Source organism: Serratia sp. 2C06, assembly GCF_050037615.1.
GTDB classification, from domain to species: domain Bacteria; phylum Pseudomonadota; class Gammaproteobacteria; order Enterobacterales; family Enterobacteriaceae; genus Serratia; species Serratia ureilytica.
Genome location: NZ_CP188299.1, coordinates 4,479,872 through 4,495,148, shown reverse-complemented (window position 1 = coordinate 4,495,148; position 15,277 = coordinate 4,479,872). Strand labels below are relative to the sequence as shown.

Sequence of the window (15,277 nt, the reverse complement as noted above, 5' to 3'; positions counted from 1 at the left end):
ATATGGAGATAATCATGACTGATTCAGTATCCAACGATCGTAATCCCACCCCGGATGTGGCGGAAGACAACGCGTTCTTCCCATCACCTTACTCCCTCAGCCAGTACACCTCGTCCAAAACCGACTTCACGGGCGCCAGCTACCCGAACGCCTATCGCGGCGGCAAGTGGAAGGTGCTGATGATCGCCTCGCAGGAGCGCTACCTGCTGATGCAAAACGGCAAGTTCTTCTCCACCGGCAACCATCCGGTCGAGATGCTGCTACCGATGTATCACCTGGATCTGGCCGGTTTCGAGATCGACATCGCCACGCCGTCCGGCGATCCGGTGAAGCTGGAGATGTGGGCGTTCCCGCATGAAGACCCAGCGGTCAAGGCCACCTATGAGAAGTACCGCAGCCAACTCAAGCAGCCGAAAAAGCTGACGGAAGTCGTGAAGGATCTGGATGGCGGCAACTATCTCGGCGTTTTCATTCCCGGCGGCCACGGCGTGCTCAATGATATCCCGTTCAGTGAAGAGGTGAAAAAGACGCTGCACTGGGCCCATGACAACGATCGCTACGTGATCTCGCTGTGCCACGGGCCGGCCGGTTTGCTGGCGGCGGGCATCGGCGAGAGCAAAGACGATTTCCTCTATCGCGGCTATGAGATGTGCGTGTTCCCGGATGCTCTCGATACCGGCGCCAACATCGACATCGGCTATATCCCCGGCCCGATGCCCTGGCTGGTGGGCGAACGCCTGCGTGAGCTGGGCGTGAAGATCGTCAATGCCGACATCACCGGCAAGGTGCATAAAGATCGGCGCCTGCTGACCGGCGACAGCCCGCTGGCTTCCAACAACCTCGGCAAACTGGCGGCGGAGACGCTGCTGGCCGACGTCGCCGCGCGATGAGCGATGAGATCGCGCAGCGCGCTTTCCAGACGGCGTTGGCGATGGACCACGAGCGAACCCTGTCCGCCATTCAGGGGCGGGTTCGCGCCTTCGCCGCGCCGTTCGGCTTCGATCGCTTTGTGCTGTTTTCCGCTTCCGCCACGGCGGAGGCGGGGATCGAGCATATCTATTGGGTCGAAGGCGACTGGTTCGGCGAGGGGGAGGCGGTCGATGCGCTGACCTACGTGCGGCACTGCCCGGTGACTCGCCACATGCTGCGGGCCAGCGAGCCGTTCTTCTGGACCAAGACCCGGGCGCAGCAGGGAGAGCGCTACCGGATTGTGCACACGCCGCGCGGCGCGGGCCTGCACGGCGTGCAAATCCCGGTGTTCGGCCCCGCCGGCCTGGAGGGTGCCGTCAGCCTGGGAGGCGAGCGCATCGACGCCTCGCTGCCGGTGCGGTTGGCGCTGTCGCTGGTGGGCACGGCGGCCTTTTTGGCGGCGCGGCGGCTGTTTGAACCGGCGGCCGGCAAAGAAGAAGGCCGGCTGTCGGCGCGCGAGCGTGAGGTGCTGAGCTGGACCGCCATCGGCCGACGACAGGCGGATATCGCCGCGATGCTCGGCCTGTCTGAACGCACGGTGGAAAACCACCTGCGCCGCATTCGCCGGCGCCTTGGCGCCGCCACCACCGCGCAGGCGATCAGCGTGGCGATCCGCCTGGGCGAAATTGCCCCCGAGAGCCGTTAGCCTGCCGCCATTTGCCGCAGCAGCCACTCGCGCAGCGCAATGATATCGGGGCGCTGCGCGGTCTCTTCGGTGGTCATCAGATAGTAGTTGGCGCCGGGTAACGCCATCTCGAACGGCGCGGCCAGCACGCCGCGCTGCAACAAATCGCGCGCCAGCAGCCGGCTGGCGATCACCACTCCCTGGCCGGCCACCGCCGCCTGCAGCGCATGGGTTTCGTCGCTGAAGGTCAGCCCGGCTTCCACGTTCAACCCTTCCGGCCCGTAGCGCCGTCGCCAGTTCTCCCAGGTCGGCGAGTCGGCGGGCACCTGCCGATGCGCCACGTGAAACAGCGTCACCCGCTGCAAATCCTCGATGCGCGCCAGCGCCAGCGCCGGGCTGGCGACCACGATAAAGCGATCCTCATGCAGCAGGGTGCAGTACAGATCGCTTTCCGGCGTTTCACGGTAGCGGATGGCGACGTCCACGGTGCGCTGGCTGAGATCCACCCGCTCGACGCTGGTGTGCAGGCGCAGATCGATGGCGGGAAACTCCGCCTTGAAATCCGCCAGGCGCGGCACCAGCCAGTGGGTGAGAAAATTGGAGGTGGTGGTGACGGTCAGCGCCGGCGGCTGCCGGGCGCGGGTGATTTGGGCGACGGACTGTTCCAGCGCGGCAAAGGCGCGCTGGGTGCCGGCATACAGGATCTCGCCGGTCTCGGTCAGGCTGACGCCCTGCGCGCTGCGCTCGCACACCCGGCATTCCAGCACCGATTCCAGCAGCTTGATCTGGTGGCTGACCGCCGTCGCGCTGACGCCCAGCGCCTCGGCGGCCAGTTTGAAGCTGCGGCAGCCGGCCACGGCGTGGAAAGCGCGCAGCGCGCCCAGCGGCGGCAAACGGGGTTTTCTCATGGCTGAGTTATTCTCATCTAAGGCTGAAAACTATGAGTTTGTCTGACCGATTATACAAGAGATAGGCTACTGACATGTGAACAGGGAAATGAATTTATTTCATCATTTCCACCCTATCGGGAGTGAGCGATGAGCCTTTCTATCAACAACGGCGCCCTGGGCGCCATGACACACACGGGAACGGCAGCGAGCGCCCTGGCGCTCAGCGTGCCGGTCGCGGCGGGCGCTTTGCTGCTGGAGGCGGAGAGCCTGCAGGGCATCGGCGCGACCCTGATGCTGCTGACGGCATTGGCGCTGGCGTTTCTCGGCGGCGCCGCACTGGCCCGCTGGCAGCCGCTGCGGAACCGGCCTGCGCTGGCTATGCTCCGCCACGGCTTTTTGCTGGCGGCGGCGGGATGGCTATTGACGCTGCTGATGCTGTTCGGCGGCCATGACTGGCCGGCTCTGCTGGCGGGCATCGCCCTCGGCGGCCTGGGGCAGGGCGTTGCCTACCGCACGGCGGTGGAGGAGAAAGCGGCGTTCACCGTGGCGTGCAGGCTGACGACGGTGGTGACTATCGTGGCCGTAGTGATTGCCGCTTCGCTGGTGCAAACCTACGCCGCGCCGGGCGTGAGGGGAAGCTGTTTCGCGCTGGCGTTGCTGGTCGATCTGGCGTTGCTGGGGGCGTTGCTGGCGCGGGTGGCGGAGCGGGATGGGGCATGAGCCGTCGCGCTGCAGGTAAACAACCCGCCGGTAAACCGGCGGGCTTCGCTTAGGCGGCCGCCAGTTCTTGCGGCGTAACGGTTTGCAAACCGACAAGCTGAATGGCCGGCTGCTCCAGATTGATGCCAAAGTATCCTTGATCCCAATTGTAGATATTGACGACGTGCTGATTGAGTGCGCTTTCGCCCTGCATGAATATCGACAGATCCTGCGTATGGGTTTGCGCGTTGTAGTTCAGTGAGAAGCTGCTGTTTGATCCTTCGGCGCCGAAGGCCAGCAGGTGGTTGTCGATAGACAGAGAGGAGGCCTGTAAAAAACCCAGCTCGAAGCTGTCGTCGATGTAGATATTGTGGGTCTGCTTCACGGGAATATTCAGCAGGCTGTTGGGGAAGGGCACATCGTTGGACAGCATGCTCAGGTTCACGCCGAGATAATCCTGCGGCGCGCTCCCTCCCGGCGCAGTGGTATAACCGTGCTCGAAACGAATCTCGCTGGAGCCTTTACCCAGGCTGACCTCCAGGCCGTTGGCCGGCGTCAGCACCCGATCGTTAAAGGTGACGTTGTCCTTAAAGTCGGTCAGTTTCACCGCTTCGATGTTGTACAGCCCGTCCTTAAAGCCATACAGCCCGATGCCGTTTTTCTCGATCACCCCGCGTCCGCCGTAGCTGCCCTGGGCGTCAAACTTCAGGTTTACCCCGTGCGACAGGCTGGAATAATCGACCGTATCATGGCCGCTGCCGCCGTCGATCACCGTCCAGCCGTAGTTGCCGGCGTTGTTTTGCCAGCCGCGCGGCACGCTGATGGTGTCGTCGCCGCTGCCGGTGTTAACGGCGATATTGCCGAACGCCAGCGTGAAATCATCGTCATGCAGCGTACCGACGCGGTACAGATTCGGCGTGGACAGCACGTCGGCAATGTCGTTGAAAATCGCCGAGCCGATATCCAGCTTGCCGGGAATGAGGCTGCCGCCGCCGGTCACGCTGCTGCCGTAGGATTCGGTGTAGAAATCACGCGCCGCTTCGGCGGCCAGGCGGATGGTCTCGTGGCCAATGCCGAGGGTGGTCAAATAGGTGGGCACTTCGCCTGCCAGTAGCGTTTCAACCACGTAACTGAGGTTTTTCATCTGCATGGAGACCTGCGCCGCCGCAATCAAATCGTAGGTGCCGCTTTCGACCTTAAAAGGCGAGGTGTCGTTGGTGGCCACCCATTCGGTAAAGAACGAGGTATCGCCTAAATAAGAGAACAGCGTGGTGCCGGCCCAGGGGGAATAGTTGGGGGCGCCGGTCGAGGAGGCGTCGGTGAACACTTCGGACGCCGCCGCGCCGGCGTCGATCAGGCCGACCTCGTGAATGTCCGGCACTTTGGCGCTGCTGGGCGGGGCATCCGGCAGCGGCGCGTTGGGATCGCTGCTCAGATCGACGCCAAACAGCGTTTTGGCGAAGTTTTTGGCGATGTTGTCGGAGGCATTCTGAATGCGCGCCTCCCAGTCATCGGGCACATGCCCGGTGCGCAGCTCATACTGCAGCTTGGTTTGGTCGCGAATGTAATGGGCAAACGCCCCCTGATTCGAGTTCACGCCATAGGCGCCTTTGATCCAGGTATACACCGCGATATCCACGCCCTCAATGGGTTGGTTGGCATGGTTGGGATCGGTGAGCGCATCGACGGATGCGGCATATACCGCTGGCCAGTCGCCGGCTTTGGCGGCCTCCCAAATCGCTTGCAGTTTTTCTCGGTCGGTAATGACGTAAGCCATATAAACACTCCTTGTTGCTGAGAGATTGCTGTGAAATTCAACATGATGAATGGAAGCGCGCGATGGAATAAAACCGAAACCCGAACAGCCAGAAACGCGCATGCCGCGATCTGCAGCGAACGATGGGCGGCAGGCGCCCATAGCGAAAGGATAGACGCAACTTGCTGAGCGAGAGAGTTTGGCTTATCGATTGTTTTTTCAGGATTATTGCTGTAAATCGGCGGGTAAATCCGCGTATTGGCGTCAGGAAGGCATTTCCGTCAGCTCGGTTAGGAATCTTCTTAGGTAAAAGAGTGGGTTTCGCTGGTGGGGCCAAGCGTTGGCGTTATGGCGGTGATTGTGGCTGCCGCTTTGCGGATTTACACCGACGGCAACGCCGGGGGTGGTTTCGCTCCAACGCTGCTGGGGCGTGGAATAGGGTGGGGAGATGCTGGCGTGGGGACTCTGGCGGTCGGCTTCGTGCCAGTAGCGGACGTTAACAATCTTGAACAGGTTAGCCGACAAACCTGAAAACTCTTTTGCTTACATCGGGAATGTTGGCAGAAAGTACTTCAATTATGATTACAGATCAGCCAGTTAATCCCAAATCTCAATGGGATCATTAATACTTTCCCCCTGGAGCAGTTGCTCAATGTGTTTAGGTAAGTTCCTTGGATAAAAAGTCGCAGACGACGATTTTAGTTCCTCCAGGGACCACCAGTGATACTCGAGATGATCTTCCAGTTCAAAAGGTTCCCGTTCTGCATAATGGATATCAGGTTTGAAATCATTTATATAGGCAAGGGATATAGCTTCGTGTTGCAGGCGCCTTTCACCGCGATACGAGTAATGAACATCTCTGAACCACTGAGGTACACGGACGCTTTGGAAAGGAACTATCAAACCCGTTTCTTCAAACACTTCACGTATGGCTGCGTCCGCGTGAGATTCCCCCTCCAAAATGCCACCGCCAGGTAATTCCCACGAATTTATGAAGTTAGGATTACTGACATCACGTGTGCTGAGAAGCAGGATCGAGCAGGTCTTATCAATCAGGACAACTCTTACCGCGCGCCGCTCAGTTTCTTTGAGTGGGAAAATCATTTCAGAAGACATAAATAAGGCCATAACAAATAAACACTAAAAGAAGATAGTCTACATACTGCCTTCTATTTTTCTACTAAAGTCCGCTCCTCGCTCAAAGCAGACCTTCAGCTCAGTTAGCCTGCCCACTCCGTGCCAGAAGCGGACGTTGGCATTTATCATAGCGGCTAAATATAAAAGTCAGTTACTCAATGGCAACTGCTGACTTTAAGGGGTTATCTACGGGGAGCAGATCATACTGATTCTATGCCGCCTCTGGCTGCTCACACAGCGCGCCTCCCTTCGCATAACCGACTTCTCAGGTTCTCTCTCGTGCCAGAAGATAAGACATTATCATCCTCGTCGCTTCTCTCTTTATCACTGGCGACATGAGTTCATTCCGGCGAGAGGCGGAATGAACGATGCCCTCCAACGCATCTGCGAGAATGCGGGCCGCGACTAAGTGGTCCGTTTCAGTATCGTCTGACGGGGCCGCCGCACGGATGAGGTCTTCATAGCGACGATGATACTCACGCTCAAAAGCGTCATAGAATTCCCTCGGCGCGAGCGGAACCTCATCGATCAGAACACGATGTAGATCTTGGTTAGTCGCATGAAGCGTGACAACCGCATCAATCAATCGGCCAATATGTTCTTCGAGCGGAACCCTTTCACCTTGCGTCTTGATATCAGGAAGCACTTTCAGGATGTCATCGAGATGCCGTTTCCGAATAGCCTCGGCAATCGCCAGATTATTTGGGAAATACTGATACAGCGATCCAATGCTGACTCCAGCAGTATGCGCCACCTCGTTAGTCGTGAAGTTTGCCCAACCTCTCTGCGCCAAAACGCGAGCACCTGCCTCGACGATACTCTCCACCGTGTTCTGGGAACGCTGCTGTTTAGGGCGTTTCCGCATCGCGCGGTGTTCTGTAGGAATGCGAGTAGCCATACACAACCTCGATTATTAATATGAGCAAGTGCTCATATTTTGGATTTTACCAGAAAGAGCGAAATGAGTCTTATGGAGCGACCATTATGTCTGCAGGTTTATCAAACAACCGCGAAGTTAAACTTATCCGCCATGTGCAGGGAGAAATTCACCCCGAAAATTTCGCCATCATGGAAACGACCATTCCTGCGCCCGGACCCTATGAAGCCGTAGTCCGTAACCGTTGGTTCCGTGTATCCATCTCGACACGGTTGATGGCGCAGGAGGATGCAAAGGCCGCCGAAGGCATTCCGTTCCCGCCTCTCAACCCCGGAGACACTCTGGCGGACGGCGCGATCGGAGAAGTGGTCCAGACCGGATCGGGCTGCAGCCTTCCTTTAGGTAGCCTTGTCATGCATCCGTTCGGGTGGCGGGAATATGCTGTGATCCACGAACACGACGGCAAGCTCATCGATTGCCTCGAACCTGACCCAGCGGCTTATCTTGGCCATGGCTGGACGGCCTATGCCGCGTTGACCCGAGGCGTTCAGGTGAGGAAAGGTGACACCGTGTTCGTTTCCAGCGGCGCGGGGGCCATTGGCTCGATGGCTGGACAGATCGCACGGCTCCTCGGCGCGACACGCGTGATCGGTAGCACGAGCAGATCCAGCAAGGCCCGCTGGATGCAAGAGGAACTGGGCTATGATGCCGTCGTCACCCGAGACGGCGGCCCCATGAACGAGCAACTGGCGAAAGCCGCACCTGAAGGCATTGATGTCATCGTAGACATGGTGGGGGGTGAACAGCTCGCGGCGGCGATTAAGTTGGCAAGGGATGGTGCCCGTGGCGTTCTGCTCGGTGCGCTCACCGCTGAGCTGAACGCAGAAAAGGCGTCTTTGCAGGCTCCGGTTACATTGGACAGCTTTCAAATCATCTTCAAAGGTATGACATTACGCGGCTTCAGCGCGGATCATTCGCCCGATGCGTTTGGATTCTGGTTACGCGATCTGAAGACATGGAAGCGTGACGGACGCATTCATCTTACGTCCACGACCTTCAAGGGAATTGAAAGCTCGATATCTGCATTGCAGGAAGCCTGTGCCGGTCGCCTCAAAGGCGTGGTCCTGATCGAGCTATAAAACGGACGTCGTCATCTGGCATAGCCGTTCGGATGACTTACCCGCCATTCCTAAGCCTTATAGGTTAAATCGTCGTGTGATGGCGCAATGGCGTCTACGGAAAGTTCACGTCACGCAGGCTGAAAACCACATTTTTCTCACATTGGAGTCAACAATATGACTAACACATATCATCGCGTGGGCAACGGACCCCACCCCGTTCTCGTGCTTCACGGTTGGTTCGGTGACGCGCACTCGTTCGAAGAGATTGAACCCTGGTTGAATGTCCACGCGTTCAACTATGTGTTCATGGATTATCGTGGCTACGGGGGCATGCAGGAAACGCGCGGCGCATACACGATCGATGAGATTGCCTCCGATGCGCTGGCGCTTATTGACGCTCTTGGCTTTCACGACTTCAGCCTGATAGGTCATTCGATGGGGGGGATGGTGATTGAGCGGATTGCAACGCGCGCGCCCGATCGAGTGCGGGCACTCGTTGCCGTTGCACCCGTTCCTTGCGGCGGCATTTCGTACGATGCTACGACGCGCCGTCTGCTTGAAGATGCTGCTGAGCAACTGGACAATCGAAAAGCCATCATAGACCGCAGTACTGGCGGACGGTTGCCCTTATCCTGGGTCGAATGGAAAGCAGCGTATTCGGTATCGCATTCCTCTCAGGAAGCATTTTCTGCGTATTTTCATGCATGGGCCGATACCGATTTCAGCGATGAGATTGTCGGATCGCATCCGATAAAGGTGCTTGTGGGTGAGCACGATCCAACATTCAATGCCGGGTTAATGGCCAAAACCTATCTTCAACGCTATCACCATGCAACGGTTGAGATTCTGGAAAACGCCGGCCACTATCCGATGAACGAGACACCGCTCGCGCTTGTCAGGGCTATCGAATCCTTCCTTGCCGAAACAGCCACTGTCGGGCGTATCCCCTCGTCCGCTCGGTGACGAGGGTAAGAGGCACAGAGGGCCTTAACTTGTCGGCATCTTTCATTCCAGCGGTGACTGGAATCGTTCGCGTTCTTATGCGCCAGAAGCGGGCACTCCATACCTCAAGGTAGAGTTCGCCATACCAAATAAGCCTCAGTGCGATGAAACAAATACCGACGCAGGCTGCGCGGGCGGAATGGCGAAGTGACGCTGCATGCGTTTTATCTCCTCTGCCGGTGGCAGGCCAAACAGGCGCTTGAATTCGCGGTTAAATTGCGATGGGCTTTCATAACCAACGGCGTAACTCGCGGCGGCGGCGGTGATTTGTTGGCGCACCATCAGCATCCGTGCCTGGTGCAGGCGTACCGATTTCACATACTGCATTGGCGGCATCTGCGTTATCGCTTTGAAATGGCTATGAAAGGTCGGCACGCTCATGCCGGCCATCATCGCCAGCTGTGTCAGCGTTAACGGCTCCGCGTAAGCGGCATGGATGTGCTGCAACGCTTTACCGATTTTGCCAAACTGCCCCTGCAAGGCCAGCGCGGCACGCATTGCGTTGCCCTGTGCGCCTGTCAGCACGCGAAAATAAAGCTCACGCACCCGCGCCGGGCCGAGGATCGCCGCCTCAAGTGGGTTAGCCAGGACTTCAAGTAAGCGAAGTACGGCCATTTTTACCGCGCTGTCCATGGGGCTCGACATCATGCTTTGCGGCGCGACGGGAGGATGCGGGGCGCCATGCTGTTCAATCTGCAACATCAGTTCCGCGGCAAGCTGAAAATCCAGATGCATATAAATCGCCAGCAGCGGATGTGCTGCCGACGCGTCGGTTTCCATCACAAACGGCACCGGCACCGAAACCGCCAGGTAGTGCTGCTCATCATATAAATAGGTCTGTTGACCGAAATAGCCGCGTTTGCTGCCCTGGCAGACAATCACGATCCCCGGATCGTAAAGCACCGGCGTTCTGGCAAGCGGGCGATCGGAACGCAAAATTCGCACATCAGGTAGGGCAGTGAGGTTGTATCCCTCTTGCACCGCAAGTCTATTCATCAGGGCAATCATGTCGGACATCCCACCACCTCATAAAATCAGGCAAGAAAAAGAGAAAATATGGCCTAAAAATACTGCAGGGAAGAGAATACCATGCAACCTTCATGGTTCATGGGAGTTCTTTTTATGGCATCTGCAAAAACGATTTTAATTACCGGCGTCAGCAGTGGCTTTGGTCAGGCACTGGCGCGGGAAGCCCTCGCCGTAGGGCATCGGGTTGTAGGGACGGTGCGCAACAGCGAAGCACTGCAGGCTTTCGCCGCGCTCGATACACAGCGGGCTTTTGGCTATCTGCTTGATGTCGCGGACGATGAGCGTATTGATGAGGTGGTTGGAGAGATAGAGTCCGCCGTCGGTCCGATAGATGTGCTGGTGAACAATGCCGGTTACGGCCATGAAGGCATTCTGGAAGAATCCCCGCTTGCAGAGCTGCGCCGCCAGTTTGACGTCAATGTGTTTGGTGCGGTGGCAATGATCAAAGCCGTGCTACCGGGCATGCGCCAGCGCCGTCGGGGCCACATTATCAATATCACCTCAATGGGCAGTTTCATTACCTTGCCCGGTATCAGCTATTACTGCGGCAGCAAATTTGCACTGGAAGGAATATCAGAAACCTTAAGTAAAGAGCTTGCCCCGTTCAACCTACACGTGACCGCCGTGGCGCCTGGCTCGTTTCGAACGGACTGGGCCGGGCGTTCAATGGTGCGCAGCCCTCGTCGTCTTCCGGACTATGACGCGTTATTTGAACCTGTTCGTCAGGCGCGCCAGGAAAAAAGCGGCAAGCAACTCGGCGATCCGGTTAAGGCGGCTCACGCCATGCTGGCATTGATCGAGAGCGGGAACCCACCCACGCATCTGTTGTTAGGCAGTGACGCATTAAGTTTGGTGCGGCAAAAGCTCGAGGCGTTAGGTCAGGAAATTGAACAATGGGAGAAGCTCACCCGTTCAACGGATGGCTGAACGGTTTGGGGTAGGGAGAGTGCAGGGGATCACCGATTATGATCCGCCCAACAGCAAAAAGCCCGCTCAGGTTTCCCTGAGCGGGCTTCTCTAAATATGGCTCCTCTGACTGGACTCGAACCAGTGACATACGGATTAACAGTCCGCCGTTCTACCGACTGAACTACAGAGGAATCGTGTGAACGGGGCGAATAATAGCGAGGCGCCGTCGGCATGTCAAAGGCGGATTACACATTCTGTGACTGTTTGCTTACAGAATGCGCAACCCGTTGAGTTTTTTGGCAGATTTAGCCCTCTGGCGCTCGCTGCAGGCGCAGCTGATAGCGGTAAACGCCGGCGGTGAGCAGGTAATCCCGGTGCACGCTCGGGCTCCAGGAATCGTCGCCGCCCACCCCCATGTGGAAACCGTCCAGATGCAGCCAGGTGCCCGCTTCCGGCTGCAGCAGATGCTGGTGGCTGCAGGCCATCAGCTGTTGCAGGCCGAAGCGGCTGAGCGAGAAGTGGAAGCGGCCGTCGATGCGCCAGCCGCCGTAGCGCAGGCTGCGGGTGTCGCAGCGCAGGCCATTCTCGCCGGGGAAAATATACGGCGTGTGCAGATCTGCCAGCGGCAGGCGCCAGCGCCCGTATTGCGCGGCCAGGCGGCGATCCGGGTAGTTCTCGTGCGGGCCCAGGCCCAGCCATTCCGCCTGCGGTTGCACCGTTGCCAGTTGGCAGTGCAGGCCGATGCGCGCCGGCGGCGGCAGAGTATCGGCCACCTCGACATCCACGCTCACGCTCACCGCGCCCAGCGCGTCGAACAGCCACTGCTTGCGGCTAATCAGCAAAATCTGCCCGTCCACGCCGAACTGGTGTTCGCTCACCACCCGCACGCCGTTTTGCAGCGCATCGGCCTGCAGCCGCGTGCAGCGCTCCTCCAGCCGGTACAGGCCCGCCAGCTTCCAGCGTTCGACCCAGGCGTTGGGATCGATATGGTCCGCTTCGCTGACGCCGATGTCGTTATCGATCGGCGCGCGCGCAAAACCGTCGCGCAGCGGCGTCAGCAGCTGCGGTTGCTCATTCTGCCACCACTGCGTCAGGTGGCCGCTGCTGCGCTCGAAGCGCCAACGCTGGTCGCCGTGGGTGAGCGTCAGCCCCTGATCGTCTTCAATCAGCATTGGCGGCACGCCCTGCGCCGGCGGCGGCGCGGGATGTAGCGCGCGCGGCACCCGCCACTGATCCCAGGCGCAGCGGTGGTGCGCTTCGGACCAGTCGGTGGCCTGCGGTTGCACCACTTCCACGTTCAGCCACAGCTCGCCGGGCTGATGCAGCATCGGCAGGCGGTCGAGCAGGGTGAAGTGAGTGCTGCCCTGCGGCGGCAGCGCCAGATCGAAGCTGCCGCTGGCGCGTTCCACGCCGTCCAGCTCCAGCCGCCAGTTGAGCTGTTCGTTGTCGGTGTGGCGGAACAGGTAATCGCTGGTGACGGTCAGCGTCAGCGAGGCGGCGTCGAAGGCGAAGCGGAACAGCTGCTGCGCCCGCTGCGCTTCGAACAGCGCCGGGTGCGGGGTGCGATCCGCGAACACCAGCCCGTTCAGGCAGAACTGGCGATCGTTGGGGGTGTCGCCGAAGTCGCCACCATAGGCCCAGAACTCTTCGCCGCGATCGTCGCGTTTGATCAGCGCCTGATCGACCCAGTCCCAGACAAAGCCGCCCTGCAGGCGCGGATGTGCGTGGAACGCGCGCCAGTAGCGCTCGAAACCGCCGAAACTGTTGCCCATCGCGTGGGCGTATTCGCACAGGATCAGCGGGCGCGGCTCCTCCGGCAGGCCGATCCACTTGCCGATCGCCCATTTGGGCACCGCCGGGAACGGCTGATCCTGATCCACTCGCGCATACATCGGGCAGATGATGTCGGTGGCGGCGGTGTCGGCGCCGCCGCCTTCATATTGCACCGGGCGGGTCGGATCCTGGCTTTTCACCCAGCGGTACAGCGCGTCGTGGTTCGCGCCGTGGCCGGACTCGTTGCCCAGCGACCAGATAATGATGCAAGGATGGTTGCGATCGCGTTGCACCATGCGGGTGACGCGCTCGCTCATCGCCGGCAGCCACAGCGGATCGTCAGTCAGGCGGTTCATCGGCTGCATGCCGTGGGTCTCGATATTGGCTTCGTCCACCACGTACAGCCCGTAGCGATCGCACAACCGGTACCACAGCGGGTGGTTGGGATAATGCGAGCAGCGCACCGCGTTGAAGTTGTGCTGCTTCATCAGCAGGATGTCGTGGCGCATCGTCGCCTCGTCCATCACCTGGCCGTGGCGCGGATGATGCTCGTGGCGGTTGACGCCGCGGATCAGCAGCGGCTGCCCGTTGAGCTTCAACAGCCCGCCGCTGATCTCTACCTGACGGAAGCCGACGTCATAGGCTTCCACCTCGATAATCTCCCCTTCGGGCGAGAGCAGGGCGACGGTGGCGCGATACAGCGCGGGCGTTTCGGCGCTCCACAGCGCCGGGCGCTCCACCGGCAGCCGCAGGGTGACGCGATCGTCATAGGCGCCGCGCTCATCCACGATCTCGCTGCCGAGCGGTTGGGTGCGTTCGGCCACTCGCGCGCCGTCGCGCCACAGCTGAATCTGCACCTGCAGCGGGCCGGGCCGGCTGGCGCGCGCCGTCACCACCAGTTCGCCGCGGGTAAAGCTGTCATGCAGCGGCGTGGTGATGCGCACATCGCTCAGGTGCGCGGCGGGTTTGTGCAGCAGGCTGACGTCGCGGAAGATGCCGCTCATGCGCCACATATCCTGATCTTCCAGGTAGCTGCCGTCGCACCAGCGCAGCACCATCACCGCCAGCCGGTTTTCACCCGGCCGCAGCCACGGGCTGAGATCGAACTCCGCCGGCAGGCGGCTATCCTGCGAATAGCCGACCCAGTGGCCGTTGCACCATAAATAGAACGCCGAGTTGACGCCGTCGAAGATGACGCGCGTCTGGCCGGCGGCCAGCCAGGCCGGATCGACGCTGAAGGCGCGCGAGTAGCAGCCGGTCGGGTTGTCTTCCGGCACGCGCGGCGGATCGACCGGGAACGGGTAGCGCACGTTGGTGTAGATCGGCGCGTCGTAGCCGGCGAGCTGCCAGTTGCCCGGCACCGCCAGCGGGGCGGCGTCCGGCAGATCCTGCTGCAGCCAGCTCTCCGGTGCCGCCTCTGGGCGCGGGAAATAGTTGAAGCGCCACTCGCCGTTCAGCGATCGGCGGCTGGCGCTGGGGGCGTCGTCGCGCGCGTCTTCCACCGTGCGCCAGCTGGCGAACGGCGGGTGGGCGTCCAGCCGGCGGTAGTGGGTGCAGGCGGGGTTTTGCCAGTCACGGCGGGCGAGGATCTCGGTCAGGGAAGCTAGGGGCGCAGCAGGCATCGGCGATCGTCCAGTCGGCTAGGTGATGCTCACCAAGATGCTGACCGGCGCATAAAAAGTAAAGCGGTTACACGCAACCTTGCAAGGGCGATCAAATAACCGTTAATGCGGCTCGCCGGCGCGATAGATCCGCTGTGGGCGGCCTACCTTGCCGTAAATGATCTCGGCGCGCAGCTGCTGCGCGGCGGTGCAAAACTCCAGATAACGGCGCGCGGTGGTGCGGCTGAGCCCCATTTTTTGCGCAACGCTTTCAGCGGTGTGCCGCGCGGCGGGTTCGGCGAACAGCGCGCGGACCTTGCCCAGCGTCAGCTCGTCGATGCCGGCGGGCAGCGCCGCCTGCTGCTCGCTGCGGGCGTAGGTATTGAACATCTCGTCGATGCGGCGCTGGTTGAGGCGCGCTTTGTCCTTCAACGCTTCGCGGCGCTGGCTGAAGCGCAGCAGCGTCTGGCTCAGCCGGTCATAGGCCAGCGGTTTGATCAGGTAGTCGAACACGCCGTAGCGCAACGCCTCGGCCACGGTGGCCATGTCGCTGGCGGCGGTGATGAACACGATGCCGCCGCGATACCCGCTCAGCGTCAGTTCGCGCAGCAGGGTGATGCCCTGGCCGTCCGGCAGAAAGTTGTCCAGCAGGATCAGATCCGGCTTGAAGCGTTCGGTCATGGCGCGCGCCTGCGCCAGCGTGCCGGCCAGCCAAATCTGGCGGCAGCCGCCGTTCTGGCGGATAAACTCCGCGTGCATCTCCGCCAGCGGCGTTTCGTCTTCAACGATCAGGATGTTCAGCCATTCCATAGTGTGACCCGTAATTGCAATAAAAATGCTAAGTGAATGTAAGTGAATTGCGGCGCCAAATAAAGATTATCTCAATAAT

The 15,277-nt window shown here is 60.0% G+C and carries 13 protein-coding genes and 1 tRNA gene; 6 read left to right on the top strand and 8 right to left on the bottom strand.

Going from position 1 to position 15,277, the window contains the following annotated elements:
* The first annotated feature begins 14 nt into the window (after window positions 1-14).
* Together hchA and ACP3TA_RS21995 are read left to right on the top strand one after the other, a co-directional pair.
* Entirely contained in the window at window positions 15-890 is an 876-nt protein-coding gene (gene hchA / locus ACP3TA_RS22000; RefSeq protein ID WP_033643728.1) for a glyoxalase III HchA, read from the top strand.
* Window positions 887-1,615, top strand: coding sequence for a PA1136 family autoinducer-binding transcriptional regulator (locus tag ACP3TA_RS21995; RefSeq protein ID WP_101452826.1), 729 nt, complete (start codon window positions 887-889; stop codon window positions 1,613-1,615). The genes hchA and ACP3TA_RS21995 overlap by 4 nt, the downstream gene beginning before the upstream one ends.
* Here ACP3TA_RS21995 and ACP3TA_RS21990 read toward each other — a convergent pair.
* A complete protein-coding gene (locus tag ACP3TA_RS21990) occupies window positions 1,612-2,502 on the bottom strand; it encodes a LysR substrate-binding domain-containing protein (RefSeq protein WP_142075761.1) in 891 nt (296 codons plus the stop codon). The genes ACP3TA_RS21995 and ACP3TA_RS21990 overlap by 4 nt on opposite strands.
* A 129-nt stretch (window positions 2,503-2,631) precedes the next feature.
* Here ACP3TA_RS21990 and ACP3TA_RS21985 point away from each other — a divergent pair, with 129 nt between their 5' ends.
* Window positions 2,632-3,204 carry a hypothetical protein gene (locus ACP3TA_RS21985; protein ID WP_176589068.1) on the top strand — a complete coding sequence of 191 codons (573 nt, stop codon included), beginning with the start codon at window positions 2,632-2,634 and terminating at the stop codon, window positions 3,202-3,204.
* A 49-nt stretch (window positions 3,205-3,253) separates the two neighbouring features.
* Here the strand turns inward: ACP3TA_RS21985 and ACP3TA_RS21980 are convergent, their stop codons facing one another.
* The 3 genes from ACP3TA_RS21980 to ACP3TA_RS21970 all read right to left on the bottom strand — a co-directional run bounded on the left by ACP3TA_RS21980 (window position 3,254) and on the right by ACP3TA_RS21970 (window position 6,974).
* Window positions 3,254-4,960, bottom strand: coding sequence for a hemolysin (locus tag ACP3TA_RS21980; protein ID WP_142075756.1), 1,707 nt, complete (start codon window positions 4,958-4,960; stop codon window positions 3,254-3,256).
* Between the two features lie 576 nt (window positions 4,961-5,536).
* Window positions 5,537-6,055, bottom strand: a complete 519-nt coding sequence (locus ACP3TA_RS21975; protein ID WP_015378447.1) for an NUDIX hydrolase — start codon at window positions 6,053-6,055, stop codon at window positions 5,537-5,539.
* A gap of 286 nt (window positions 6,056-6,341) precedes the next feature.
* The gene (locus ACP3TA_RS21970) at window positions 6,342-6,974 is read right to left on the bottom strand and encodes a TetR/AcrR family transcriptional regulator (protein ID WP_071845129.1); all 633 of its coding nucleotides are present in this window, start codon (window positions 6,972-6,974) and stop codon (window positions 6,342-6,344) included.
* An 86-nt stretch (window positions 6,975-7,060) separates the two neighbouring features.
* Between ACP3TA_RS21970 and ACP3TA_RS21965 the strand changes: the two genes are divergently transcribed.
* Both ACP3TA_RS21965 and ACP3TA_RS21960 read left to right on the top strand, forming a co-directional pair.
* Window positions 7,061-8,092 carry an MDR family NADP-dependent oxidoreductase gene (locus ACP3TA_RS21965; protein ID WP_033643721.1) on the top strand — a complete coding sequence of 344 codons (1,032 nt, stop codon included), beginning with the start codon at window positions 7,061-7,063 and terminating at the stop codon, window positions 8,090-8,092.
* A gap of 156 nt (window positions 8,093-8,248) precedes the next feature.
* A complete protein-coding gene (locus ACP3TA_RS21960) occupies window positions 8,249-9,037 on the top strand; it encodes an alpha/beta fold hydrolase (protein ID WP_089197220.1) in 789 nt (262 codons plus the stop codon).
* A gap of 135 nt (window positions 9,038-9,172) precedes the next feature.
* Here ACP3TA_RS21960 and ACP3TA_RS21955 read toward each other — a convergent pair whose 3' ends face one another.
* Window positions 9,173-10,093 (bottom strand): AraC family transcriptional regulator, encoded by a 921-nt coding sequence (locus tag ACP3TA_RS21955; RefSeq protein WP_089197219.1) that lies wholly within the window; start codon window positions 10,091-10,093, stop codon window positions 9,173-9,175.
* Window positions 10,094-10,198: 105 nt separating this feature from the next.
* On the opposite strand from ACP3TA_RS21955, the gene ACP3TA_RS21950 reads away from it, so the two are divergent.
* Complete coding sequence (locus tag ACP3TA_RS21950) at window positions 10,199-11,032, top strand: oxidoreductase (RefSeq protein ID WP_206196387.1); 834 nt, start codon at window positions 10,199-10,201, stop codon at window positions 11,030-11,032.
* A gap of 97 nt (window positions 11,033-11,129) precedes the next feature.
* On the opposite strand, the gene ACP3TA_RS21945 is transcribed toward ACP3TA_RS21950, so the two are convergent.
* The 3 genes from ACP3TA_RS21945 to dpiA form a co-directional block, all read right to left on the bottom strand.
* Window positions 11,130-11,205, bottom strand: a tRNA-Asn gene (locus tag ACP3TA_RS21945).
* Between the two features lie 114 nt (window positions 11,206-11,319).
* Window positions 11,320-14,409 carry a beta-galactosidase gene (locus ACP3TA_RS21940; RefSeq protein ID WP_426784431.1) on the bottom strand — a complete coding sequence of 1,030 codons (3,090 nt, stop codon included), beginning with the start codon at window positions 14,407-14,409 and terminating at the stop codon, window positions 11,320-11,322.
* A 102-nt stretch (window positions 14,410-14,511) separates the two neighbouring features.
* Window positions 14,512-15,198, bottom strand: coding sequence for a two-component response regulator DpiA (dpiA, locus tag ACP3TA_RS21935; RefSeq protein WP_047574538.1), 687 nt, complete (start codon window positions 15,196-15,198; stop codon window positions 14,512-14,514).
* Window positions 15,199-15,277: the final 79 nt, after the last annotated feature.